This window comes from Pseudomonas fluorescens (assembly GCF_004683905.1).
GTDB lineage: Bacteria > Pseudomonadota > Gammaproteobacteria > Pseudomonadales > Pseudomonadaceae > Aquipseudomonas > Aquipseudomonas putida_A.
In genome coordinates this window covers 875,407-899,395 of sequence record NZ_CP038438.1, presented here as the reverse complement: position 1 = coordinate 899,395, position 23,989 = coordinate 875,407, and the positions used below count along the sequence as shown (strand labels likewise).

Below are 23,989 nucleotides of genomic sequence, written 5' to 3'. Positions count from 1 at the left end.
CGGCGTGGCCCTTGAAGTGCGCGAGTCAGAGGCTGCGAGCAACCTGAACCTTCTCGAAGACTTCGATCTTGTCACCGACTTTGACGTCGTTGTAGCTCTTCACGCCGATACCGCATTCCATGCCGGCACGTACTTCGGAAGCGTCATCCTTGAAGCGGCGCAGGGATTCCAGCTCGCCTTCGAAGATAACGATGTCTTCACGCAGTACACGGATCGGACGGTTACGGTGCACAACACCTTCGATCACCATGCAACCGGCGATCGCGCCAAACTTCGGCGAACGGAACACATCACGCACTTCGGCCACACCCAGGATGTTCTCGCGAACATCGCTGCCGAGCATGCCGGTCAGGGCTTTCTTGACGTCTTCGATGATGTCGTAGATCACGTTGTAGTAACGCATGTCCAGACCTTCCTGCTCGACGATCTTCCGTGCGCCAGCATCGGCACGCACGTTGAAGCCGAACAGTACAGCGTTGGAAGCCAGTGCCAGGTTGGCGTCGGATTCGGTGATACCACCGACACCGCCACCGACTACGCGCACTTGCACTTCGTCGTTGCCCAGGCCGTTCAGAGCGCCCTGCAAAGCTTCCAGCGAACCACGGACGTCGGATTTGAGGACGATGTTGAGCGTCTTCTTCTCTTCCTGGCCCATGTTTTCGAAGATGTTTTCCAGCTTGCCGGCGTGAGCGCGAGCCAGTTTGACTTCGCGGAACTTGCCTTGACGGAACAGAGCCACTTCACGGGCTTTCTTCTCGTCGGCAACCACGCTCATCTCGTCGCCAGCGTCCGGCGTACCGTCAAGACCCAGGATCTCGACCGGAATGGCCGGACCTGCTTCCTTGATCGGCTTGCCGTTCTCGTCAAGCATGGCGCGCACGCGGCCATAGTTCGAGCCGACCAGCACCATGTCGCCTTGACGCAGCGTACCGTCCTGAACCAGCACGGTGGCCACCGGGCCACGGCCCTTGTCCAGACGCGATTCAACGACAACACCACGGCCAGGAGCCGATGGAGTGGCAGTCAGTTCGAGCACTTCGGCCTGCAGCAGAACGGCTTCGAGCAGTTCGTCAACGCCGGTACCCATTTTCGCCGAAACCGGTACGAATGGAGTGTCGCCACCCCAGTCTTCGGAGGTCACGCCGTGAACCGACAGTTCGCTGCGGATGCGATCGAGGTCGGCACCCGGCTTGTCGATCTTGTTCACCGCAACCACCAGAGGAACGCCAGCCGCCTGAGCGTGCTGAACAGCCTCGATGGTTTGCGGCATCACGCCGTCGTCCGCCGCAACCACCAGGATCACGATGTCGGTCGCCTTGGCACCACGGGCACGCATTGCGGTAAACGCAGCGTGACCAGGGGTGTCGAGGAACGTCACCATGCCGCGGTCGGTTTCAACGTGGTACGCACCGATGTGCTGGGTAATGCCGCCGGCTTCGCCCGCTGCTACCTTGGCACGACGGATGTAGTCGAGCAGGGAAGTCTTACCGTGGTCAACGTGGCCCATTACGGTCACGACGGGTGCACGGGAAACTGCCTCACCTTCAAACTTCAGGGACTCGGCCAGGGAATCTTCCAGGGCGGTGTCGCTGACCAGGGTCACTTTGTGGCCCAGCTCTTCAGCTACCAGTTGAGCAGTTTCCTGATCGAGTACCTGGTTGATGGTCGCTGGAGTGCCCAGTTTGAACATGAACTTGATGATTTCAGCAGCCTTGACCGACATCTGCTGAGCGAGATCGCCAACAGTGATGGTCTCGCCGATCTTCACTTCACGCACGACAGGACCGGTAGGGTTCTGGAAACCGTGAGCGTTGCGTTTTTTCAGCTTGGCCTTGCCGCGACCACCACGACGGAAGCCATCGCTTTCTTCGTCGGTAGTGCGTGGCGCCACACGTGGAGCCGGCGCTTTTTCTTTGACCGATGCGCGATGCGGAGCGTTTTTGCGCTCGCCATCGCCACCACCGCCGCGACGATTGTTATCGTCGGCACGTGGCTTGTCCGGACGGCGCTGTTCGTCACGCTTGCGAGTGTCGGCAGCCGGCGCAGCAGCAACCGGCGCGGCGTCGCGCACTGGTTCAGCGACTGGCGCAGGTGCTGCAACAGCTTCGGCAGGAGCGGACGGCGCAGCAGCAGGCTGGCGACGCGCTTCTTCTTCAGCGCGCTGCTTGGCTTCTTCTTCAGCCTTCTGACGAGCAGCATTTTCTACTGCGCGACGCTCTTCCAGTTCACGCTTGCGCTCGGCTTCGATTTCTTCCGGGCTACGCTGTACGAAAACTTTCTTCTTGCGAACTTCAACGCTGATGCTCTTGCTACCAGCCACACGCAGGGTGCTGGTGGTTTTACGCTGCAGCGTGATCTTGCGTGGTTCTTCCACTTTCGCCTTGTGGCTGCTCTTCAAGTGAGTCAGCAGGGATTGCTTCTCACTGTCAGTCACATTTTCTTCGGCGGCGGTGTGCGGCAGACCTGCCTCACGCATCTGCTGCAACAGGCGCTCTACCGGTGTTTTGACCTCATCGGCCAGTTGTTTCACCGTGACTTGCGTCATGCACTTCTCTCCTCAGGCCGCGCCTAATTACTCGAACCAGTGGGCTCGGGCGGCCATGATCAACTTGCCGGCACGATCATCGTCAATGCCGTCGATGTCGAGCAGGTCGTCAATAGACTGCTCGGCCAGGTCTTCGCGGGTAATTACGCCGCGCACCGCCAGTTCCATCGCCAAATCCTTGTCCATACCCTCAAGCGAGAGCAGGTCTTCGGCCGGATGGGCGTCTGCCAGCTTTTCCTCAGTAGCGATGGCTTTGGTCAACAAACGATCCTTGGCACGAGCGCGAAGCTCGTTGACGATATCTTCGTCAAAGCCGTCGATGTTGAGCATTTCTTCCAACGGTACGTAGGCAATCTCTTCCAGGCTGGTGAAGCCTTCATCTACCAGCACCTGAGCCAGTTCTTCGTCGACTTCCAGCTCGTCGATGAAGTTGCGCAGGATGTCGCCGGTTTCTGCTTGCTGCTTAGCCTGGATGTCCGATTCGGTCATCACGTTCAGGGTCCAGCCAGTCAACTGGCTCGCCAGACGCACGTTCTGACCACCTCGACCGATGGCCTGAGCCAGGTTGTCTGCGCCAACGGCGATGTCCATTGCATGGGCATCTTCGTCAACGATAATGGCCGCCACTTCTGCCGGCGACATGGCATTGATCACGAACTGCGCCGGGTTATCGTCCCACAGGACGATATCGACACGCTCGCCACCCAACTCGCCCGACACGGCCTGGACGCGCGAACCGCGCATACCGATGCACGCGCCCTGCGGGTCGATGCGTTTGTCCTTGGAACGGACAGCGATCTTGGCACGCGAACCCGGATCACGGGACGCTGCCATTACTTCGATCAGGCCTTCAGCGATTTCCGGCACTTCGATACGGAACAGCTCGATCAGCATTTCCGGCGCGGTACGCGACAGGATCAGCTGCGGGCCGCGGTTCTCGGTGCGGATTTCCTTGAGCAGTGCACGCAGACGCACACCGACACGGAAGGTTTCGCGAGAAATGATGTCTTCACGGGCCAGCAACGCTTCGGCGTTGTTGCCCAGATCGACGATCACGTTGTCGCGGGTGACTTTCTTCACGGTGCCGGAGATGATTTCTCCCAGGCGCTCGCGATAGGCGTCGACCACTTGAGCGCGCTCGGCTTCACGCACTTTCTGCACGATGACCTGTTTGGCGGTCTGTGCAGCAATACGGCCGAACTCGATGGATTCGATCTTTTCTTCGACGACGTCGCCGACCTTGGCGCCCGGATGCGTTTCGGCAACCTTGCTTGGCCAGGTTTCGATCGCAGGATCGTCGAGATCATTCTCTTCGACGACTGTCCAGCGACGGAAAGTCTCGTAGGAACCGGTGTGGCGGTTAATTTCCACACGCAGGTCAACTTCGTCTTCAAAACGCTTTTTGGTAGCAGTGGCCAGAGCCAGCTCCAGCGCTTCAAAAATCACGCTTGCCGGTACGCCCTTTTCATTGGATACCGACTCAACAACCAGCAGTACTTCTTTGCTCATCGTACGCCTCGCCTTTCGCAAGCCATTGGATCCGCGGGATCCGCGTCTCAGTCAAAACTGGGAATAATGTTGGCCTTGTCGATCATATCGATCGGCAACAGGAATTCATGGTCATCTACCTGCACCACGACATCCTGTTCTTCTACACCGCGCAGAAGGCCCTGAAAGTTGCGTCGACCTTCAAAAGGCGAGCGCAGCTTGATCTTCACTTGTTCACCGGCAAATTTTGCAAACTGCTCAAGAGTGAACAGTGGGCGTTCCATGCCAGGCGAGGAAACTTCGAGGGTGTATTCAACGGAGATCGGATCTTCAACATCCAGGACACCGCTGATCTGACGGCTGACAATGGCGCAATCGTCCACCAGCACGCCACCCTCTTTATCGATATAAACGCGCAACATCGAGTGACGACCTTGAGCCGAAAACTCGATACCCCAGCATTCATAGCCTAGGGCCACGACCACCGGGGCCAACAAGGCCTGCAACTCTTCTAGCTTGCTCGACACCTGAACCCCCTCGTGCATGTAAATGCATGCGCTGCAAAATAAAAAAATGGGCGAAACGCCCATCCTTGAAACGCCGTCGAACATCGGCGTAGAAAGTGTCCAGCTAACAAAAAGCCCCTGAAAAGGGGCTCCTTAAACTGGTTGCGGGGGCCGGATTTGAACCGACGACCTTCGGGTTATGAGCCCGACGAGCTACCAGACTGCTCCACCCCGCGACAAAGCTGGGGCGGAAGTATACGACCGATCCCTTATAGGGTCAATGTAACCTTCCACCTGCAAGAAAGCCCGCAACAGCGGGCTCTCCTGACTAATTGGTACCGAGAAGGGGACTCGAACCCCTACACCCTATGGGCACAACCACCTCAAGGTTGCGTGTCTACCAATTCCACCACCTCGGCAAAACTACGTTTGAAACCCTTCTTACTTCTGCTCTTGAGCTGGAGGTACGTCAGTCGCTGGAGTAGCCGACTTTTGCTCTTGAAGCACCGGGACATCATCAGAAGCCGGTTGTTGTTGCTTAGGTACTTCCAACACTGCTGGATCTGGCAAACCTGCTTGAGTCAGCTGATGAGCCTTCTCTTTAGCAAAGTAACCTAACCCCAAGCTGGTTATGAAGAAACCGGCGGCAAGTATAGCAGTAAACTTACTAAGAAAGGTAGAGGAACCTTGGCTTCCGAACACAGTATTTGAAGCACCTGCTCCGAAAGACGCGCCAGCGTCCGCACCCTTACCCTGCTGCAGCAAAACCAGAGCAACTACGCCCAATGCACCCAGCAGATGAAAAACGACTACGACTGTTTCCAGCATTTTTTCAGTTTCCCGCGGCGCGACAAATCGCACCGAACTCATCTGCATTCAGGGAAGCTCCACCAATGAGCCCCCCATCGATATCCGGCATGCCGAACAGTTCGACCGCATTGGCCGCCTTCACGCTGCCGCCGTATAGAAGCCGCACACCTCGTGCGACTTCAGAATTCTCTGCCGCCAACTGCTCGCGAATGGCTTTATGCACATCCTGAGCCTGTTGCGGCGTTGCAGTCAGTCCGGTACCAATGGCCCAGACAGGCTCGTAAGCAATGACTGCCTTGGCAAAGGCACCAACACCCAGCTCCTCGATGATGCTGCCCAGCTGACGCCCGACAACTTCAAGAGTTTTTCCGGCTTCGCGCTGCTCGAGGGTTTCCCCTACACACAACACCGGAATCAAGCCACATGCCTGTGCCGCTGCGAACTTGCGATTCAGCATCCCGTCTCGCTCGCCCATTATCTGGCGGCGTTCGGAGTGCCCGACAAGTACCAGGGAACAACCTGCATCCACCAACTGACTCGGTGCAATTTCACCGGTCAATGCACCTTGCATGGATTCCACCGCAGAATTCTGCGCACCGACCGAAATCGATTTTCCTTTCAAGCCATCAATCACTTGATTGATATGCAAGCAAGGCGGGAATACCGCGACATCAACACCGCTTGGCAAGGCCAGATGACGAAGGCCGTTGATCAGCTCAGCGACGCTGGCGCGGGTACCGTGCATCTTCCAGTTACCAGCTACCATAGGGCGACGCATGCTGTACCTCGTCGGTCAAAGTGGGCGCAGATGTTACCCAACACAATCATGGCTGGCAAGCCGAATCAGGCAGAAACTTCACTTACCAGTTTTGCCAGTTCTTCGGCGTAGCTGCGAACCTGAGTTTCATCCTCACCTTCGACCATCACGCGCACCAAAGGCTCTGTACCGGACTTGCGCAGAAGTACCCGGCCACGCCCCGCCATTGCCTGGGTGACACGCGCACTGGCTTCCTTGACCGCCGGATGCTCAAGCGGACTTTCACCGCCACCAAAACGCACATTGATCAGCACCTGAGGACACTTGCGCAAGGCCTGACGCGTTTGCGCAAGACCTTCATTACGGGCCTTCAGTGCCATCAGCACCTGGAGCGCAGCAATGATCGCATCACCGGTGGTGGTGTGATTGAAGCAGACGATATGCCCCGAGTTTTCACCGCCTACCAGCCAGTCGCGCTCCAGCAGTTCGGCGATCACATAACGGTCACCGACATTGGCACGAATGAATGGAATCGAGAGCTCTGCCAGCGCGAGTTCAAGACCCAGGTTGCTCATCAGCGTACCGACTACGCCGCCCTGCAATTTGCCCCGCCCGTGCAGATCGCGCGCAATGATGAACAGCAACTCATCACCATCAACGATGGCGCCAGTGTGATCAACCATCAACACCCGATCACCGTCACCATCAAAGGCGATGCCCAGATCAGCGTGCTCGGCCAGAACCGCGGCCTGCAGCTGACCCATATGGGTCGAGCCGCAATTGTCATTGATGTTCAGACCGTTGGGCTGCGCCGACAGCACGACCACTTCAGCACCCAGCTCACGGAACACACTCGGAGCAACCTTGTAGGTCGCACCGTGCGCACAATCGATCACGATCTTCAAACCGGAAAAACTGGTACCGGTCGGCACACTGCTTTTGCAGAATTCGATGTAGCGGCCGGAGGCGTCATTGATGCGCGACACCTTGCCGATCTTGCTCGACTCAACCACAGTCATTGGGGTATCGAGCAGCTCTTCGATCATCAGCTCCAGCTCATCAGGCAGCTTTGTGCCCTTGCCGGAGAAAAACTTGATGCCGTTATCGTCATGCGGATTGTGCGAAGCACTGATCACGATCCCGGCTTCAGCCTGGAACGTGCGCGCCAGATAAGCAATGGCAGGCGTCGGCATCGGACCGAGCAGCATCACGTCCGCACCAGCCGAGGTCAGGCCTGCTTCAAGTGCCGATTCGAACATGTAGCCAGAGATGCGCGTGTCCTTGCCTACCAGCACCTTGCAGGCGCCCATCTTGCGAAAGGCCATACCCGCCGCCCAGCCGAGCTTAAGCATGAAGTCAGGAGTGATCGGATATTCACCGACACGACCACGAATACCGTCAGTACCAAAGTATTTCTTGCTCATAAGTGCTCCATCATTCTTATTCGGCTGATTCCACGGCCGCGAGCATGCGCACCACGTCTACCGTTTCCGCCACATCATGGACGCGCAATATACGCGCTCCTTTAACCGACGCGAGTGCTGCGAGAGCCAGACCACCATAAAGACGCTCACCCACGAGGCGGTTCAATGCGTGGCCAATCATGCTTTTGCGTGAGACACCAACCAATAGCGGACGCCCCAGCGCATGCAGGGCTTCCATATGCTTGAACAAGCTTAGATTGTGCTGCAGGGTTTTCGCGAAACCGAAACCGGGATCAAGAATGATCCGTTCGGCAGGAATACCCGCCGCCGCACATTGAGTCATGCGCTCTGCCAGAAACTCACCCACTTCCCGGGTAACGTCCTGATAATGCGGATTGTCCTGCATGTCACCCGGCTCGCCGAGCATGTGCATCAGGCAGACCGGCAACCCGGTCGCGGCCGCGGCATCCAGCGCGCCATCGCGGCGCAGCGAGCGCACATCATTGATCAACCCGGCACCCAGGCGCGCCGTTTCACGCATCACCGCTGGCGTCGAAGTATCGACCGAGATGACCACATCCAGCTCGCGATTGATCAACTCCACGATCGGAGCTACGCGCTCCAACTCTTCCAACGGCGAAACCGCTCGAGCGCCAGGCCGGGTCGATTCGCCGCCGACATCGATCAGCGTCGCACCAGCAGCCACCATGGCCTCGGCGTGACGCAAGGCCACGTCGAGCTGGTTGTATCGGCCACCGTCGGAAAAGGAATCGGGAGTGACATTGAGAATACCCATGACATGCGTCTGGGCCAAATCAAGAACCCGGTTGCCGCAAGGCAACCGGGTCAGGGACTGTACAGAAGTCATTTCAAGCCTTAAACGTCAGCAGCCGGACCGCCGATCGGTGTTTCCGGGCGCTCATCCTGAATCACTGGAGGCGGGGGCGTACCCGTGCCACCGGTCCAGTCACGCGGTTCGCGAGGCGTACGACCCGCCATGATGTCGTCGATCTGCTCGGCATCGATGGTTTCGTACTTCATCAGCGCATCAGCCATGGCATCCAGCTTGTCACGGTTGTCCGTGAGGATCTGCTTGGCCGTGCCGTAGCACTGGTCAATGATGCTGCGCACTTCGGAGTCGATCAGCTTGGCAGTCTCACCGGAGAAACTTGCATTCTGACCGCCACCACCGCGACCGAGGAACACTTCACCCTCTTCTTCGGCGTACATCAGCGGACCGAGCTTTTCCGACAGACCCCACTTGGTCACCATGTTCCGCGCAATCTGACTGGCACGCATGATGTCGTTGGAAGCGCCGGTGGTCACACCGTCGAAACCAAGGGTCATTTCTTCAGCGATACGGCCACCGTACAGCGAGCAGATCTGACTGATCAACGCACGTTTGGACAGGCTGTAGCGATCTTCTTCCGGCAGGAACATGGTCACACCCAGCGCACGACCACGTGGAATGATCGAAACCTTGTAGACCGGATCATGCTCAGGTACGACGCGACCGACAATAGCGTGACCCGCTTCGTGATAAGCAGTGTTCTGCTTCTCTTTCTCGGACATGACCATCGATTTGCGCTCGGCGCCCATCATGATCTTGTCTTTGGCCAGTTCGAACTCTTTCATTTCGACGATGCGCTTGCCGCTGCGTGCAGCGAACAGCGACGCTTCGTTGACCAGGTTGGCCAGATCGGCACCAGAGAAGCCCGGGGTACCACGTGCGATAACGGCCGGGGCAACGTCGTCACCCATTGGCACTTTGCGCATGTGAACCTTGAGGATCTGCTCGCGACCACGGATATCCGGCAAACCTACAACGACCTGACGGTCGAAACGGCCCGGACGCAGCAGCGCAGGGTCGAGTACGTCAGGACGGTTGGTAGCGGCGATCACGATGATGCCGTCATTCATTTCAAAGCCATCCATCTCTACCAGCAACTGGTTGAGAGTCTGCTCACGCTCGTCGTGACCGCCGCCCATGCCGGCGCCACGGTGGCGACCGACGGCGTCGATTTCGTCGATGAAGATGATGCACGGCGCATGCTTCTTGGCCTGCTCGAACATGTCGCGAACGCGGCTTGCACCAACACCCACGAACATTTCAACGAAGTCGGAACCGGAAATAGTGAAGAACGGAACCTTCGCTTCGCCGGCAATCGCCTTGGCCAGCAAGGTTTTACCGGTACCCGGAGGGCCGACCATCAATACGCCGCGAGGAATACGACCACCCAGGCGCTGGAACTTGCCCGGATCACGCAGGAACTCAACCAGCTCGCCGACCTCTTCCTTGGCTTCGTCGCAACCTGCAACGTCAGCCAAGGTGGTTTTCACCTGATCTTCGGAAAGCAGGCGTGCCTTGCTCTTGCCGAAGCTCATCGGTCCGCCCTTGCCGCCGGCACCGCCCTGCATCTGGCGCATGAAGAACATGAACACCGCGATGATCACCAGGATCGGGAAGCTCGCCACCAGGAGTTGAGTCCAGATGCTTTGCTGTTCAGGCTGCTTGCCCTCAACCACAACGTGGTTGTCGACCAGGTCGCCGATCAGGCCATTGTCCTGGATCGCCGGACGAATGGTCTTGAAGCTGTCGCCATCGTTGCGCTTGCCGGTAATCACATAGCCATCAACGGCTACGCGCTCGACCTTGCCATCCTTGACCTGCTGGATGAAGTCGGAATAGTTGAGGGTCTGCGGCTCGTTAGGGCTGGAGAAGTTGTTCATCACCGTCACGAGGACTGCCGCGATGATCAACCACAGGATCAGATTCTTTGCCATATCGTTCAATTAACTACCCTCTGAAGCAAGCTCCGCTACTGGCGCGCGCTTCGCATGATATTCACCGGCCTAACTTACTACATTACCTACAACTCTGGCAGGCGCCGTCTGTAACCCTTTGTGAAACACTTTCTACACAATATTCGCTTATGCACGCGGGGCAAAATACGAAAAACCTATCGCCCCGGCAAAAAACCTCGTTTTACTCGTTACCACCGCGGTAACCCCAAGCCAGCATATATTGCTCGCGGGAGCTGCCTCGGGAAGAATCCGGCTTGATCATCTGGATCTTGTCGAATTTCTTGCGAGCATCCTTCAGGTAAACATCGAAACCTTCACCCTGAAAGATCTTGATCACGAAATTGCCACCCGGCTTGAGTATCCGTTCCGCCAGATCAAGCGCCAGTTCGCAAAGGAACATGGCTTTCGGCATATCCACTTCAGGCGTACCACTCATATTGGGGGCCATATCGGAAATCACAAGGTCCACCTGCGAATTACCCACGGCCTCAAGGATTCGCGCGAGCACTTCGTCCTCGGTGAAGTCACCCTGAATGAAGGTAACGTCCGGGATGCTGTCCATTTCCAGAATGTCCGAAGCGATCAGACGCCCCTGACCGCCAATCAGCCGGCTGGTGACCTGCGACCAGCCGCCGGGCGCTGCGCCCAGGTCGACAACGCTCATGCCGGAACGGATCAGCTTGTATTTCTCCTGGATCTCCAGAAGCTTGTAACTTGCACGCGAACGGTAGCCATCCTTCTGCGCCTGCTTCACATAAGGATCGTTGACATGTCGTTTCAGCCAACCAAGGCTTGTCTTGGAACGCGCCATTGGGCACCTCGATGATTAGGGTCGTGATTAATTGGGCGGATCCACGAACCCTCGGGTAAAATGGCCGCCATTTTACAGAATCCAGACGAAAGGGTCAGATTATGCCGCTCACTCCAGAGCAGAAGAAACAGTACAAATCCATTGGCCACCACCTGAAACCAGTTTTGACGGTGGCGGACAACGGTCTGACTGAAGGTGTATTAGCCGAACTTGAACGCGCCCTGGCGGATCACGAGCTGATCAAGATCAAGCTCAACATCCTCGATCGCGAGTCGCGCCTGGCGCACATTGCAGAACTGTGCAAGGTTGGCAAGGCTGACCTGGTACAGGTCATCGGCAAGATGGCACTGGTTTATCGCAAGAACTTCAGCGTCAACAAGCAGCTGTCGAACGTTCATCGCTTCAAGTGATGACAGGGGTCAAGGGTGTGCTTCGCGCACCCTGCCACTCCATCCCGGCAGTGGTTGCAACACCAACACCACACCGGAGAAGCCCAACAGCAGAAAACTGAATTCCTGCCAGCGCTGCGCTTGCGGCCAGCCGACACGCACTGCAATAAACATCGCACACGCATACAACGCCATCAGCAACACCTGCCCGCGAAAATCCCGCCATAGACTGGCAAGGCCATCGGCCTGTACCAGCACCAAAGCCTGAAAAATCACGCATGCCGCGGCAAAACCCGCCACCGGCACTTCGAATGCATCGGCAACTTCATCGATCAGCAACGGTGCCAGGCCAATCTTGCCCAACACCGGTCGCAAACCGAGATGTATCAACCAGAAGCCGCCGACCCACAACATCTGGGTCAGCTGCCAAAGCATGGCGCCCGCACGTAGCGGGCGCCTGCCTTCAGATGTGACGGACTTCGACAATCTCGTACTCGATAACGCCACTCGGCGTTTTCACGGCGACCACATCACCCTCTTCCTTGCCGATCAAGGCACGGGCCAATGGTGAGCCGACCGAAATCTTGCCGAGTTTGAAGTCAGCCTCATCCTCACCCACGATGTGGTAAGTGACGCTCTCATCAGTCTCGACGTTGGCGATTTCGACGGTAGTACCGAAGATCACTTTGCCGGTGTGCGGAATAGTCGTGACGTCGATGATGACCTGATTCTGAATCCGGCCTTCGATGTCACGGATCCGCGCCTCGACCATGCCTTGCTGTTCGCGGGCGGCATGGTATTCAGCGTTTTCCTTCAGGTCACCCAACTCGCGAGCCGTACCGATGTCCTGGCTGAGCTTTGGACGAACGACCTTGGTCAGGTGAGCGTGTTCTTCTTCCAGGGCTTTCGCGCCCTGGACGGTCATTGGGTATTTGATCATGCCTTCAATCCTGCGTGTAGATCCTGCAAGCGGCGCACGGTCTTCTCGGGACCGAACTTCAGCGCTTCGCAGATAGCTTCGCCCGCAGCAATGGTGGTGGTGCAGTAGATCTTGTGCTGCAGGGCATTACGACGAATGGAGTAGGAATCAGCGATCGACTGACGGCCTTCGGTGGTGTTGATGATCAGAGTGACTTCGTCATTCTTGATCATGTCGACCACGTGCGGACGCCCCTCGGTCACCTTGTTCACACGGCGCACTTTCAGGCCTGCAGCTTCGATCAGCTTGGCAGTGCCGGCAGTCGCGACCACTTCGAAGCCCAAGTTGATCAGATCACGGGCCACGCCTGCAACCAGCGGCTTGTCATCGTCACGCACGCTGATGAACGCGGTACCGCCGGTCGGCAGCACTTCGCTCGCGCCCATCTGGGCCTTGGCGAATGCTTCACCGAAGGTGTCGCCGACGCCCATCACTTCACCGGTGGACTTCATCTCTGGGCCGAGGATCGGGTCAACACCAGGGAATTTGGCGAACGGGAACACCGCCTCTTTCACGCTGTAGAAGTTCGGGATGATTTCCTTGGTGAAGCCGATTTCCTTCAGAGTCTTACCGGCCATGACGCGAGCCGCGATCATTGCCAGGGAGACACCGATGCACTTGGACACGAACGGCACGGTACGCGAAGCGCGCGGGTTGACTTCGATGACGTAGATGTCTTCGCCCTGCAGCGCCAGTTGCACGTTCATCAGGCCGACAACGCCCAGTTCCAGGGCCATTTTCTTGACCTGCTCGCGCATCTCGTCCTGGATGTGCGCCGGCAGCGAGTACGGCGGCAGCGAGCACGCGGAGTCACCGGAGTGAACGCCCGCCTGTTCGATGTGCTGCATGATCGCGCCGATCACCACGTCTTTGCCGTCGCAGACCGCATCCACGTCCATCTCGATGGCGCAGTTGAGGAAGTGGTCGAGCAGCACCGGGCTGTCGTTGGAGACTTGCACCGCGTCACGCAGGTAGCGCTTGAGTTCGTCTTCCTTGTAAACGATTTCCATCGCGCGGCCACCCAGTACGTAGGACGGGCGCACCACCAGCGGATAACCGATTTTCGCGGCAGCGCGAACGGCTTCATCTTCGCTGCGCACGGTGGCGTTTGGCGGCTGACGCAAGTTCAGGCGTTCAACCATTTGCTGGAAGCGCTCGCGGTCTTCGGCGCGGTCGATGGCGTCAGGGCTGGTACCGATGATCGGCACGCCAGCGGCTTCCAGGGCACGCGCCAGTTTCAGCGGCGTCTGGCCGCCGTACTGGACGATTACGCCTTTCGGCTTCTCGACGCGGCAGATTTCCAGCACGTCTTCCAGGGTTACCGGCTCGAAGTACAGACGGTCGGAAGTGTCGTAGTCGGTGGAAACGGTTTCCGGGTTGCAGTTGACCATGATGGTTTCGTAGCCGTCTTCGCGCAGAGCGAGGGCAGCATGTACGCAGCAGTAGTCGAACTCGATGCCCTGGCCGATACGGTTCGGACCGCCACCCAGAATCATGATCTTGTCGCGACCGGACGGCGCGGCTTCGCACTCCTCCTCGTAAGTAGAGTAGAGGTAAGCGGTGTCGGTGGCGAACTCGGCGGCGCAGGTGTCAACGCGCTTGTAGACCGGGAACACTTCCAGTTTTTGACGGTGAGTACGCAGATTCTTCTCGGTCACACCCAGCAGCTTGGCCAGACGCTGATCGGAGAAGCCTTTGCGCTTGAGTTTGAACATCAGGTCGCGGTCGATGGCGGACAGACCGAGGGTCTTGACCTTCTCTTCGTCCTTGATCAGATCTTCGATCTGCACCAGGAACCACGGGTCGATCATGTTCATGCCGAAGATGTCTTCGACGGTCATGCCGGCGCGGAAGGCGTCCGCCACGTACCAGATACGCTCGGCGCCCGGCACGGTCAGCTCGCGCTTGAGGATGCTCATGCTTTCCGGGTTGCTCAGGTCGAGCTTCTCGTCCAGACCGCAGACACCGACTTCCAGACCGCGCAGGGCTTTCTGCAGGGATTCCTGGAAGGTGCGACCGATGGCCATGACTTCGCCGACCGACTTCATTTGAGTGGTCAGGCGTGCGTCAGCGTTGGCGAATTTCTCGAAAGCGAAACGTGGCAGCTTGGTGACGACGTAGTCGATCGACGGCTCGAAGGACGCCGGAGTCTTGCCGCCGGTGATGTCGTTCGACAGTTCGTCGAGGGTGTAGCCCACAGCCAGCTTGGCCGCGACTTTGGCGATCGGGAAACCGGTGGCTTTCGAAGCCAGTGCCGAGGAACGCGATACACGCGGGTTCATCTCGATCACGACCATGCGGCCGGTGTCCGGGCAGATGCCGAACTGCACGTTGGAACCGCCGGTCTCGACGCCGATCTCGCGCAGTACCGCCAGCGAGGCGTTACGCAGGATCTGGTATTCCTTGTCGGTCAGGGTCTGTGCCGGAGCAACGGTGATCGAGTCACCGGTGTGCACGCCCATCGGGTCGAAGTTTTCGATCGAGCAGACGATGATGCAGTTGTCCTTTTTGTCGCGGACAACTTCCATTTCATATTCTTTCCAGCCGATCAGCGACTCGTCGATCAGCAGCTCTTTGGTCGGCGACAGGTCCAGACCGCGGGCGCAGATTTCTTCGAACTCTTCACGGTTGTACGCGATACCGCCACCGGTGCCGCCCATGGTGAAGGACGGACGGATGATGCACGGGAAACCCAGACGCTCGAGGACGGCGTTGGCTTCTTCCATGCTGTGGGCGATACCGGAACGCGGGCATTCCAGGCCGATCGACTTCATGGCCTTGTCGAAACGCGAACGGTCTTCAGCCTTGTCGATGGTGTCGGCGTTGGCGCCGATCATTTCCACGCCGAACTTTTCCAGAACGCCTTCGCGCTCCAGGTCCAGGGCGCAGTTCAGAGCAGTCTGGCCGCCCATGGTTGGCAGCACGGCATCCGGACGCTCTTTTTCGATGATCTTGGCCACGGTCTGCCACTTGATCGGCTCGATGTACGTGGCGTCAGCCATGTCCGGGTCGGTCATGATGGTGGCCGGGTTGGAGTTCACCAGGATGACGCGGTAACCCTCTTCGCGCAGGGCTTTGCAGGCCTGGGCGCCGGAGTAGTCGAATTCGCAGGCCTGGCCGATAACGATCGGGCCAGCGCCGAGAATCAGGATGCTTTTAATGTCTGTACGTTTTGGCATGGGTTTGTCACTCAAATCCGCAGGTCAGTCGGCAAGCCGTCTTGATCGATTTCTGAAGCCCTGAGGGGCGCCACCGGTGTCGGGGCCGCCCTCGAGGGCTTCTCGCTACAGTCTCAAGGCGAACGCTTAGCGTCGCTTGGCCATCTCGTTGATGAAGCGGTCGAACAGGGGCGCCACATCGTTCGGGCCCGGGCTCGCTTCAGGGTGGCCCTGGAAGCTGAACGCGCTCTTGTCAGTGCGCTCGATGCCTTGCAGGGTGCCGTCGAACAGCGACTTGTGGATCGCACGCACGTTGGCCGGCAGGGTCGCTTCGTCAACCGCGAAACCGTGGTTCTGGCTGGTGATCATCACAACGCCAGTGTCCAGATCCTGCACCGGGTGGTTGGCACCGTGGTGGCCATGGCCCATTTTCAGGGTCTTGGCGCCGGAGGCCAGAGCCAGCAGCTGGTGACCGAGGCAGATGCCGAAGACCGGAATTTCGGTTTCCAGCACTTCCTTGATCGCCTTGATCGCGTAGTCGCAAGGCTCCGGGTCACCAGGGCCGTTGGACAGAAACACGCCGTCCGGCTTGAGTGCCAGCACATCGGCAGCCGGGGTTTGCGCCGGCACCACGGTCACGCGGCAGCCGCGCTCGACCAGCATGCGCAGGATGTTCAGTTTGACGCCGTAGTCGTAGGCAACCACGTGGTACGGCAACTCGGACGCTTCGATGGTCGCGTGGCTGTCGGTCTTCAAGTCCCAGACAGTGGAGCGCCATTCGTACTTTTCCTTGGTGCTGACGACTTTCGCCAGATCCATGCCCTTCAGGCCCGGGAAGCCTTGCGCAGCGGCAATTGCAGCTTCTTCGGAGATGTTGTCGCCGGCCATGATGCAGCCGTTCTGTGCGCCTTTTTCACGCAGGATGCGGGTCAGGCGACGAGTATCGATACCAGCGATTGCCACAACATTGTTGGCTTTCAGGTAGTCGGACAGGGACATCGTGTTACGCCAGTTGCTCGCTACCAGCGGCAGGTCACGGATGACCAGGCCAGCGGACCATACGCGGTCAGACTCGGCGTCTTCCGGCGTGGTGCCGGTGTTGCCGATGTGCGGGTAAGTCAGGGTAACGATCTGTTGGGCGTAGGAAGGATCGGTAAGGATTTCCTGATAGCCGGTCATTGCGGTGTTGAACACCACCTCACCAACGGTTTGACCGTCGGCTCCAATGGCTTCGCCGCGAAAAATGCTGCCATCAGCAAGGGCGAGTATGGCTGGCTTAGTCAAGAAGACCTCCCGTAAATAACGCATGAAAGGGCAATCGCAGGTTGTAAAAAAGCGGAGTGACGTATGGACACGTCACCCCGCTTCTTCACTGAATTATTCTGCGCGCTTTTAGTGGACACACTAAAGCTGTAGCTTACAGAAAAAGGCTTTTTTGGTCCACCGCTAAAGAGCCTAAAAGGCCGGAGAATGCGACAGGCCGTCGCGCGGTGTAGAAAAACCAGCGCAAACCGGGCGTTTGCGCTGGGTAAAACAGTCAATCAATGCAGGTCGAGCACGTCCTGCATGTCATACAGACCCGGCTCGCGACCATCCAGCCACAACGCCGCACGCACCGCGCCCTTGGCAAAAGTCATGCGACTGGAAGCCTTGTGCGTGATCTCCAGGCGCTCGCCTTCGCAAGCGAACAGCACGGTGTGATCGCCGACCACATCACCACCACGCACGGTAGCGAAACCGATGGTTTCCCGCTCGCGCGCACCGGTGTGGCCTTCACGGCCATAGACCGCAACCTTCTGCAGATCACGATCCAGCGCCTCGGCGATCACTTCACCCATGCGCAGGGCCGTGCCCGAAGGCGCATCGATCTTGTGCCGGTGATGCGCCTCGATGATCTCGATGTCCGCATCATCGCCCAGCACCCGAGCGGTCATTTCGAGCAGCTTCAGCGACAGGTTGACCCCGACACTGAAGTTGGCCGCGAAGACGATCGGAATATCCTTGCCCGCCTCAGCCAGCAGCTGCTTCTGCGCAGCGTCGAGCCCGGTGGTGCCGATGACCATGGCCTTGCCAGCCTTGCGACAGAACGCGAGGTTTTTCAGCATGACTTCCGGCAGGGTGAAATCGATCAGCACATCGAACTCTTCAGCCACCGATTCGAGATTGCCGGACAACGGCACACCGATGCGACCCAGCGAAGCCAGCTCACCGGCATCCACCCCGATCAGCGTACTGCCGGGACGAACGATCGCCGCGGTCAGGCCGGTCAGCGGCGCGCGCTGTTGCACGGCCTCGACCAGAATCTTGCCCATGCGCCCGGCGGCGCCCATCACAGCTATACGTCGCATGCCGACTCCTTACAGATCGCCGAAGAAGCGCTTCACGCCATCGAACCAACCGGTGGTTTTTGGCGAGTGACTGTTGTCATCCGCCAGCGAGCTGCGGAACTCTTCGAGCAATTCGCGCTGACGACGATTCAGATTGACCGGGGTCTCGACCGCTACACGGCACATCAAGTCGCCCGCACCACCGCCCCGCACCGGCGCCACGCCTTTGCCGCGTACACGGAACTGCTTGCCGGTCTGGGTGCCTTCAGGGATTTTCAGTTTGACGCGACCGTCGAGGGTCGGGATTTCCAGCTCGCCGCCGAGCGCCGCATCAACAAAGCTGATCGGCACTTCGCAGAACAGATGTTTGCCATCGCGCTGGAAGATGTCGTGTTCGCGCACGTTGATCACCACGTACAGGTCGCCGGTCGGGCCGCCCTGGGTGCCCGCCTCGCCCTCGCCAGACAGACGAATGCGGTCGCCGGTATCAACGCCAGCCGGCACCTTCACCGACAGGGTCTTGTACTCTTCGACGCGACCGTCGCCGTGGCAGGAATCGCACGGATCGGAAATGATCTTGCCTTGGCCATGGCAGCGCGGGCAGGTCTGCTGCACCGAGAAGAAGCCCTGCTGCATACGCACCTGGCCGATGCCGCCGCAGGTCGGGCAGGTTGATGGCGACGAGCCTTTCTTCGCACCGGAACCATCGCATGGCTTGCAATTGACCAGTGTCGGAACGCGGATATTCACGGTAGTGCCGCGCACCGCTTCTTCCAGATTCAGCTCCAGGGTGTAGCGCAGATCGCTGCCGCGCTGGGCGCCGCCACGGGAACCGCCACGACCGCCACCGAAGAAGTCACTGAAGACATCGCCAAAGATGTCGGAGAAGTTCTGCCCGCCGAAACCGGCGCCACCGCCACCCATGCTTGGGTCGACGCCAGCATGACCGTACTGGTCGTACGCCGCGCGCTTGCTCGAATCGGACAATACTTCGTAGGCCTCGTTGGCCTCTTTGAACAGTTCTTCCGACGCTTTGTCATCGGGATTACGGTCCGGGTGATGCCTCATCGCCAGACGACGATAGGCCTTCTTCAGGTCTGCATCGCTTGAACCACGCTCTACACCCAATACTTCGTAATAGTCACGCTTTGCCATAAGTCTTTTGCACTCTTGAGGACGTTCGGCAAACCCCTCCTGAGGATGGCCAAACTCGTTGAGCCCCAATACAGGCCCGGACCCAACTCACGTCAATTCAACGATCCTGGTCTTTGTTTCTTTTGGTACTTGCGGCGCGAAAAGCAGGAGCATTCCCGGCCATACCAGCAGCAGGCAAACCTTGTCGCATGCTGTAAAAATTCGTGTATTCCAGATACGCCAACGCGGGAGCAAGCTCCCGCGCGGCGACATCCTACCAGTCACCGCCGCAAGGCAGTCAACCGGCCGACCAACAACTTACTTGTGGTCTTTGACTTCTTCGAACTCGGCATCGACAACATCGTCAGCCTTTTCAGCTTTCTCGTCGTGCGGTGCCGCGCCTTCAGCAGGCTGAGCCTGTTCGGCGTACATCTTCTGAGCAACCGGAGCCGAGACTTTCGACAGCTCTTCGATCTTCGCTTCGATGGCAGCCTTGTCGTCGCCTTTCACAGCGGCTTCCAGTGCAACCACGGCAGCTTCGATCGCGGTCTTCTCTTCAGCGCTGACCTTGTCGCCCGCTTCGGTAACCATTTTGCGAGTCGAGTGAACCAGTGCGTCACCCTTGTTACGGGATTCAGCCAGTTCAGCGAACTTGCGGTCTTCCTCGGCGTTCAGCTCGGCATCGCGAACCATCTTCTGAATTTCTTCATCCGACAGACCGGAGTTGGCCTTGATGGTGATCTTCTGCTCTTTACCGGTCGCCTTGTCTTTCGCACCAACGTGCAGAATGCCGTTAGCGTCGATGTCGAAGGTCACTTCGATCTGTGGCACGCCACGTGGAGCTGGTGGAATGTCGGCCAGGTCGAACTTGCCCAGGGACTTGTTCTGTGCGGCTTGCTTACGCTCACCTTGCAGAACGTGAATGGTCACAGCGCCCTGGTTGTCGTCGGCAGTCGAGAAGACTTGCGATTTCTTGGTAGGAATCGTGGTGTTTTTCTCGATCAGCGCGGTCATCACGCCACCCATGGTTTCGATACCCAGGGTCAGCGGGCTGACGTCGAGCAGCAGAACGTCTTTCACGTCACCGGCCAGAACGGCGCCCTGGATCGCAGCACCCATGGCAACCGCTTCGTCCGGGTTCACGTCTTTACGTGCTTCTTTACCGAAGAAATCGGTCACCAGCTTCTGTACCAGCGGCATACGGGTCTGACCGCCGACCAGAATCACGTCGTTGATCGCGCCAACGTCAATACCGGCGTCTTTCATAGCGATACGGCAAGGCTCGATGGTGCGCTGAACCAGGTCTTCAACCAGAGCTTCGAGCTTGGCACGCGAAATCTTCACGTTCAGGTGCTTAGGACCGGTGGCGTCTGCAGTGATGTACGGCAGGTTGACGTCGGTCGACTGCGCGGACGACAGCTCGATCTTGGCTTTCTCAGCGGCTTCTTTCAGGCGCTGCATGGCCAGCGGGTCACCTTTGAGGTTCATGCCGCTTTCTTTCTTGAATTCGTCAACGAGGTAGTCGATCAGACGAATGTCGAAGTCTTCACCGCCGAGGAAGGTGTCACCGTTGGTGGCCAACACTTCGAACTGGTGCTCGCCGTCAACTTCAGCGATCTCGATCACGGAAACGTCGAAAGTACCGCCACCCAGGTCGTAAACGATCACGGTGTGATCGCCCTTGGCCTTGTCCATACCGTAAGCCAGAGCAGCTGCGGTTGGTTCGTTGATGATACGTTTAACGTCCAGACCGGCAATGCGGCCGGCGTCTTTGGTCGCCTGACGCTGGCTGTCGTTGAAGTAGGCCGGAACGGTGATCACCGCTTCGGTCACAGGCTCGCCGAGGTAGTCTTCGGCGGTCTTCTTCATCTTCTTCAGAATTTCAGCCGAGATTTGTGGCGGCGCCATTTTCTGGCCGTTCACTTCAACCCAGGCGTCGCCGTTGTCAGCCTTGGCGATTTTGTACGGGACCATCTTGATGTCTTTCTGTACGACTTCTTCGTCGAACTTGCGACCGATCAGACGCTTCACCGCGTACAGGGTGTTGTGCGGGTTGGTCACTGCCTGACGCTTGGCCGACTGACCAACGAGGATTTCACCATCGTTGGCGTAAGCGATGATCGACGGCGTGGTACGCGCGCCTTCGGCGTTTTCGATAACTTTGGCTACGCCGTTTTCCAGCACGGAGACGCAGGAGTTGGTAGTCCCCAGGTCGATACCGATAATTTTGCCCATGTTCACTCTCCCGAAACTTTGGATTTTGTTGCCGCAGCAGTGGTGGCTAACTGCGGTAATACTTAAACGCTTGACTTCTAAATGGGGGCCTTGCGGCTAATTTCAAGCCTTCTCGTCAATCGAAGGCGAAATTGGCGCCGGCGCCTTGCTGACCACAACCATGGCCGGACGCAACAGGCGGCCATTGAGCTGGTAGCCCTTCTGGAACACCTTCAGAACGCTGTTCGGCTCGACGTCGGCGCTTTCCTGCATGGCCATCGCCTGATGGTGAACGGCATTGAACGGTTCGCCATGCGGATCGATCGCTTCAAGCTGGTAACGCTTGAGGGTGTCGTGGAACATTTTCAGGGTCAGCTCGATGCCTTCGCGCATCGGACGGATGCTTTCGTCGTCCGGGCTCGACAGTTCGAGGCCGCGCTCCAGGCTGTCAACGATCGGCAGCAAGTCACCGGCGAACTTTTCCAGCGCAAACTTGTGCGCCTTCTCGACATCCTGCTCGGCACGACGGCGGACGTTCTGCAGATCGGCAGCTACGCGCAGCGACTGATCCTGCGCGGCGGCCAACTGCTCTTCGAGCACTTGTACACGGGTCGCCAGGTCGTCACCCGAAGTTTCGGGCGCCTGATTGGCTTCTGGATTTTGCGTATCTACTGTCTGTTCGTCAGCCATAGAATTCTCCTTTCAATTACGTCCGCGAGCTGTACTCGCGCTTCTGCCCCGATATATGGGGCCGCAAAATCAGGCTTCAAGGGCCTGCAATGATTAACCCTACAAAAAAGTGCTGCTTTGTCATTCCCGCTCGGACTAAGTATTTGATCGGATCAAGCAAATCGAGCTAAGCGAGGGCATTGTCAGCCTGAAACAAAACACTGTATAAATAACCAGACCTAAAGCCTGGGAGCGGCCTTTATGCTGGTGCACCTGTCCGTACATAACTACGCCATCGTTGAACATCTCGATCTCGAACTCGATCGCGGGATGAGCGTGATCACAGGGGAAACCGGCGCCGGCAAGTCGATCATGCTCGACGCCCTGGGCCTGACCCTCGGCGATCGCGCCGACAGCGGCGTAGTTCGCCCAGGCGCCGACAAGGCCGATATCCTGGCCACCTTCGACCTGGTCGACATTCCCGAAGCCCATGCCTGGCTGGCCGAGCGCGATCTTGAAAGCGATGGTCCGTGCATCCTGCGTCGGGTGATCACCGCTGAAGGCCGTTCACGCGGCTATATCAATGGCACGCCCTGCCCGCTCGGCGATCTCAAGGCTCTCGGCGAACTGCTGATCGATATCCACAGCCAGCACGAACACCAGTCCCTGCTGAAAACCGATACCCATCGCCGCCTGCTCGATGAATACGCCGGTGCCACCGATCTGGCCCGCCAGGTTCAACTGGCTGCGCAGCGCTGGCGCCAGACTCGCCAGGAGCTGGAGCGCCTCTCCAATTCTGGCGACGAACAACGCGCGCGCCACCAACTACTCAGCTACCAGCTCGAAGAACTGGAAAACCTCGGCCTCGGCGAAAACGAGCTGGAACAGCTGGAGCAGGAACACAAGAATCTGACCAATGCCGAAACCCTGCTCGGCATCTGCCGACAGGTGGTCGAGCAGTGCAGCGAAAGCGATTCCGGTAACGTACTGAATGCACTGACCGCCAGCCTCAATCGCCTGTCGAGCGTGAACAACTCGGTTGGCGCACTGGGCGAAGCCAGCAGCCTGCTGACCAGCGCGCAGATCCAGGTCGAAGAAGCCGTGGGCGAACTCAATCGCTTCCTCGACAACTTCGATGCCGATCCGGCGCGCCTGCAGTATCTGGAAGAACGCCTCGACGCAATTTACACCCTGGCCCGCAAGCACCGGATCCAGCCAACCGAAGTCGCCGAGATGCAGCAGAAGTTGCTGGATGAGATCGAAACCCTTAACGCCAACGACGAATCCATCGAGCGCCTGGGTGAAGAACTGGCGTCCTACGCACGCCATTATCAAGAGAAGGCCCGCGAGCTGAGCGACTTGCGTCATCAGGCCGCCGGCAGCCTTGCCAGCGCCGTGGAGCAGGAAATCCAGCGCTTGGGCATGCCGGGCGGGCGCTTCACCATTGAATTGCGCGCCAATAGCAGCGACGAACTGCTGCCCAATGGTCTGGAACAGGTTGAACTGCTGGTCAGCGCCAACCCCGGCCAGCCACTGAAGGCGCTGGCCAAAGTGGCCTCCGGCGGCGAGCTGTCGCGGATCAGTCTGGCGATTCAGGTGATCACCGCGCAGACCTCAAGAGTGCCGACCCTGGTATTCGACGAAGTGGACGTGGGTATCGGCGGGCCGACCGCCGAAATCGTCGGCCAGTTGTTGCGACGTCTTGGCGATCGCGGGCAGGTACTGACCGTGACGCACTTGCCGCAAGTGGCAGCGCAGGGTCATCAGCATTTGTTCGTGCACAAGGTACGGGGCGAACAGGCGACTCACACCGCCGTGTCCAAGCTGAGCAAGAACGACCGTATAGAAGAAGTGGCGCGGATGCTGGGCGGCATCGACCTGACCAAAGAGTCTTTGGCTCACGCAAAAAAAATGGTGGTTACCGCAAAAGTTTAAGCACAGCAGAAAGCACGAAGGCGACCCTTGGGTCGCCT

19 protein-coding genes and 2 tRNA genes are annotated in these 23,989 nt (G+C 58.4%); 2 read left to right on the top strand and 19 right to left on the bottom strand.

The window, feature by feature from the left end:
• Positions 1-25: 25 nt before the first annotated feature.
• From infB to rlmE, 11 genes are all read right to left on the bottom strand, one after another.
• Entirely contained in the window at positions 26-2,545 is a 2,520-nt protein-coding gene (gene infB / locus E4T63_RS03995) for a translation initiation factor IF-2 (RefSeq protein WP_027610783.1), read from the bottom strand.
• Positions 2,546-2,572: 27 nt separating this feature from the next.
• Positions 2,573-4,054 (bottom strand): transcription termination factor NusA, encoded by a 1,482-nt coding sequence (gene nusA, locus E4T63_RS03990; RefSeq protein WP_003221546.1) that lies wholly within the window; start codon positions 4,052-4,054, stop codon positions 2,573-2,575.
• Positions 4,055-4,101: 47 nt separating this feature from the next.
• Entirely contained in the window at positions 4,102-4,560 is a 459-nt protein-coding gene (gene rimP, locus E4T63_RS03985; protein ID WP_007915250.1) for a ribosome maturation factor RimP, read from the bottom strand.
• A 138-nt stretch (positions 4,561-4,698) separates the two neighbouring features.
• Positions 4,699-4,775 (bottom strand) — tRNA-Met (locus E4T63_RS03980).
• Positions 4,776-4,872: 97 nt separating this feature from the next.
• A tRNA-Leu gene (locus tag E4T63_RS03975) sits at positions 4,873-4,958 on the bottom strand.
• Positions 4,959-4,980: 22 nt separating this feature from the next.
• Complete coding sequence (secG, locus tag E4T63_RS03970) at positions 4,981-5,367, bottom strand: preprotein translocase subunit SecG (RefSeq protein WP_027610782.1); 387 nt, start codon at positions 5,365-5,367, stop codon at positions 4,981-4,983.
• A 4-nt stretch (positions 5,368-5,371) separates the two neighbouring features.
• A complete protein-coding gene (gene tpiA, locus E4T63_RS03965; protein ID WP_008088336.1) occupies positions 5,372-6,127 on the bottom strand; it encodes a triose-phosphate isomerase in 756 nt (251 codons plus the stop codon).
• Between the two features lie 65 nt (positions 6,128-6,192).
• On the bottom strand, positions 6,193-7,530 hold the full coding sequence (gene glmM, locus E4T63_RS03960; RefSeq protein ID WP_027610781.1) for a phosphoglucosamine mutase: 1,338 nt from the start codon (positions 7,528-7,530) through the stop codon (positions 6,193-6,195).
• A gap of 16 nt (positions 7,531-7,546) precedes the next feature.
• A complete protein-coding gene (gene folP, locus E4T63_RS03955; protein WP_098967152.1) occupies positions 7,547-8,398 on the bottom strand; it encodes a dihydropteroate synthase in 852 nt (283 codons plus the stop codon).
• Positions 8,399-8,406: 8 nt separating this feature from the next.
• Positions 8,407-10,314, bottom strand: a complete 1,908-nt coding sequence (gene ftsH, locus E4T63_RS03950) for an ATP-dependent zinc metalloprotease FtsH (RefSeq protein WP_027610779.1) — start codon at positions 10,312-10,314, stop codon at positions 8,407-8,409.
• Positions 10,315-10,516: 202 nt separating this feature from the next.
• Complete coding sequence (rlmE, locus tag E4T63_RS03945; protein ID WP_003221536.1) at positions 10,517-11,146, bottom strand: 23S rRNA (uridine(2552)-2'-O)-methyltransferase RlmE; 630 nt, start codon at positions 11,144-11,146, stop codon at positions 10,517-10,519.
• Between the two features lie 101 nt (positions 11,147-11,247).
• Here rlmE and E4T63_RS03940 point away from each other — a divergent pair, with 101 nt between their 5' ends.
• Entirely contained in the window at positions 11,248-11,556 is a 309-nt protein-coding gene (locus E4T63_RS03940; RefSeq protein ID WP_003221534.1) for a YhbY family RNA-binding protein, read from the top strand.
• Between the two features lie 9 nt (positions 11,557-11,565).
• On the opposite strand, the gene E4T63_RS03935 is transcribed toward E4T63_RS03940, so the two are convergent.
• From E4T63_RS03935 to grpE, 8 genes are all read right to left on the bottom strand, one after another.
• The gene (locus E4T63_RS03935) at positions 11,566-11,970 is read right to left on the bottom strand and encodes a hypothetical protein (protein ID WP_027610778.1); all 405 of its coding nucleotides are present in this window, start codon (positions 11,968-11,970) and stop codon (positions 11,566-11,568) included.
• A 28-nt stretch (positions 11,971-11,998) separates the two neighbouring features.
• Positions 11,999-12,475 (bottom strand): transcription elongation factor GreA, encoded by a 477-nt coding sequence (greA, locus tag E4T63_RS03930; RefSeq protein ID WP_003221530.1) that lies wholly within the window; start codon positions 12,473-12,475, stop codon positions 11,999-12,001.
• Positions 12,472-15,693 carry a carbamoyl-phosphate synthase large subunit gene (gene carB / locus E4T63_RS03925; protein WP_007961429.1) on the bottom strand — a complete coding sequence of 1,074 codons (3,222 nt, stop codon included), beginning with the start codon at positions 15,691-15,693 and terminating at the stop codon, positions 12,472-12,474. The genes greA and carB overlap by 4 nt, the downstream gene beginning before the upstream one ends.
• A 126-nt stretch (positions 15,694-15,819) precedes the next feature.
• Positions 15,820-16,956 carry a glutamine-hydrolyzing carbamoyl-phosphate synthase small subunit gene (gene carA, locus E4T63_RS03920; protein ID WP_027610776.1) on the bottom strand — a complete coding sequence of 379 codons (1,137 nt, stop codon included), beginning with the start codon at positions 16,954-16,956 and terminating at the stop codon, positions 15,820-15,822.
• A gap of 257 nt (positions 16,957-17,213) precedes the next feature.
• The gene (gene dapB / locus E4T63_RS03915) at positions 17,214-18,020 is read right to left on the bottom strand and encodes a 4-hydroxy-tetrahydrodipicolinate reductase (protein ID WP_134785409.1); all 807 of its coding nucleotides are present in this window, start codon (positions 18,018-18,020) and stop codon (positions 17,214-17,216) included.
• A gap of 9 nt (positions 18,021-18,029) precedes the next feature.
• Positions 18,030-19,154 carry a molecular chaperone DnaJ gene (gene dnaJ / locus E4T63_RS03910; protein ID WP_135294934.1) on the bottom strand — a complete coding sequence of 375 codons (1,125 nt, stop codon included), beginning with the start codon at positions 19,152-19,154 and terminating at the stop codon, positions 18,030-18,032.
• 297 nt (positions 19,155-19,451) lie between these two features.
• Complete coding sequence (gene dnaK, locus E4T63_RS03905) at positions 19,452-21,368, bottom strand: molecular chaperone DnaK (protein ID WP_003221521.1); 1,917 nt, start codon at positions 21,366-21,368, stop codon at positions 19,452-19,454.
• A 102-nt stretch (positions 21,369-21,470) separates the two neighbouring features.
• Positions 21,471-22,037 (bottom strand): nucleotide exchange factor GrpE, encoded by a 567-nt coding sequence (gene grpE / locus E4T63_RS03900; protein WP_007961425.1) that lies wholly within the window; start codon positions 22,035-22,037, stop codon positions 21,471-21,473.
• A gap of 240 nt (positions 22,038-22,277) precedes the next feature.
• Here grpE and recN point away from each other — a divergent pair, with 240 nt between their 5' ends.
• Positions 22,278-23,951 (top strand): DNA repair protein RecN, encoded by a 1,674-nt coding sequence (gene recN / locus E4T63_RS03895; protein WP_007961422.1) that lies wholly within the window; start codon positions 22,278-22,280, stop codon positions 23,949-23,951.
• Positions 23,952-23,989: the final 38 nt, after the last annotated feature.

Bases quoted from the DNA above. Each gene is read 5' to 3' on its own strand.
- infB (WP_027610783.1), bottom strand. From the start codon at position 2,545: ATGACGCAAGTCACGGTGAAACAACTGGCCGATGAGGTCAAAACACCG.
- nusA (WP_003221546.1), bottom strand. From the start codon at position 4,054: ATGAGCAAAGAAGTACTGCTGGTTGTTGAGTCGGTATCCAATGAAAAG.
- secG (WP_027610782.1), bottom strand. From the start codon at position 5,367: ATGCTGGAAACAGTCGTAGTCGTTTTTCATCTGCTGGGTGCATTGGGC.
- tpiA (WP_008088336.1), bottom strand. From the start codon at position 6,127: ATGCGTCGCCCTATGGTAGCTGGTAACTGGAAGATGCACGGTACCCGC.
- glmM (WP_027610781.1), bottom strand. From the start codon at position 7,530: ATGAGCAAGAAATACTTTGGTACTGACGGTATTCGTGGTCGTGTCGGT.
- folP (WP_098967152.1), bottom strand. From the start codon at position 8,398: ATGACTTCTGTACAGTCCCTGACCCGGTTGCCTTGCGGCAACCGGGTT.
- ftsH (WP_027610779.1), bottom strand. From the start codon at position 10,314: ATGGCAAAGAATCTGATCCTGTGGTTGATCATCGCGGCAGTCCTCGTG.
- rlmE (WP_003221536.1), bottom strand. From the start codon at position 11,146: ATGGCGCGTTCCAAGACAAGCCTTGGTTGGCTGAAACGACATGTCAAC.
- E4T63_RS03940 (WP_003221534.1), top strand. From the start codon at position 11,248: ATGCCGCTCACTCCAGAGCAGAAGAAACAGTACAAATCCATTGGCCAC.
- E4T63_RS03935 (WP_027610778.1), bottom strand. From the start codon at position 11,970: ATGCTTTGGCAGCTGACCCAGATGTTGTGGGTCGGCGGCTTCTGGTTG.
- greA (WP_003221530.1), bottom strand. From the start codon at position 12,475: ATGATCAAATACCCAATGACCGTCCAGGGCGCGAAAGCCCTGGAAGAA.
- carB (WP_007961429.1), bottom strand. From the start codon at position 15,693: ATGCCAAAACGTACAGACATTAAAAGCATCCTGATTCTCGGCGCTGGC.
- dapB (WP_134785409.1), bottom strand. From the start codon at position 18,020: ATGCGACGTATAGCTGTGATGGGCGCCGCCGGGCGCATGGGCAAGATT.
- dnaJ (WP_135294934.1), bottom strand. From the start codon at position 19,154: ATGGCAAAGCGTGACTATTACGAAGTATTGGGTGTAGAGCGTGGTTCA.
- dnaK (WP_003221521.1), bottom strand. From the start codon at position 21,368: ATGGGCAAAATTATCGGTATCGACCTGGGGACTACCAACTCCTGCGTC.
- grpE (WP_007961425.1), bottom strand. From the start codon at position 22,037: ATGGCTGACGAACAGACAGTAGATACGCAAAATCCAGAAGCCAATCAG.
- recN (WP_007961422.1), top strand. From the start codon at position 22,278: ATGCTGGTGCACCTGTCCGTACATAACTACGCCATCGTTGAACATCTC.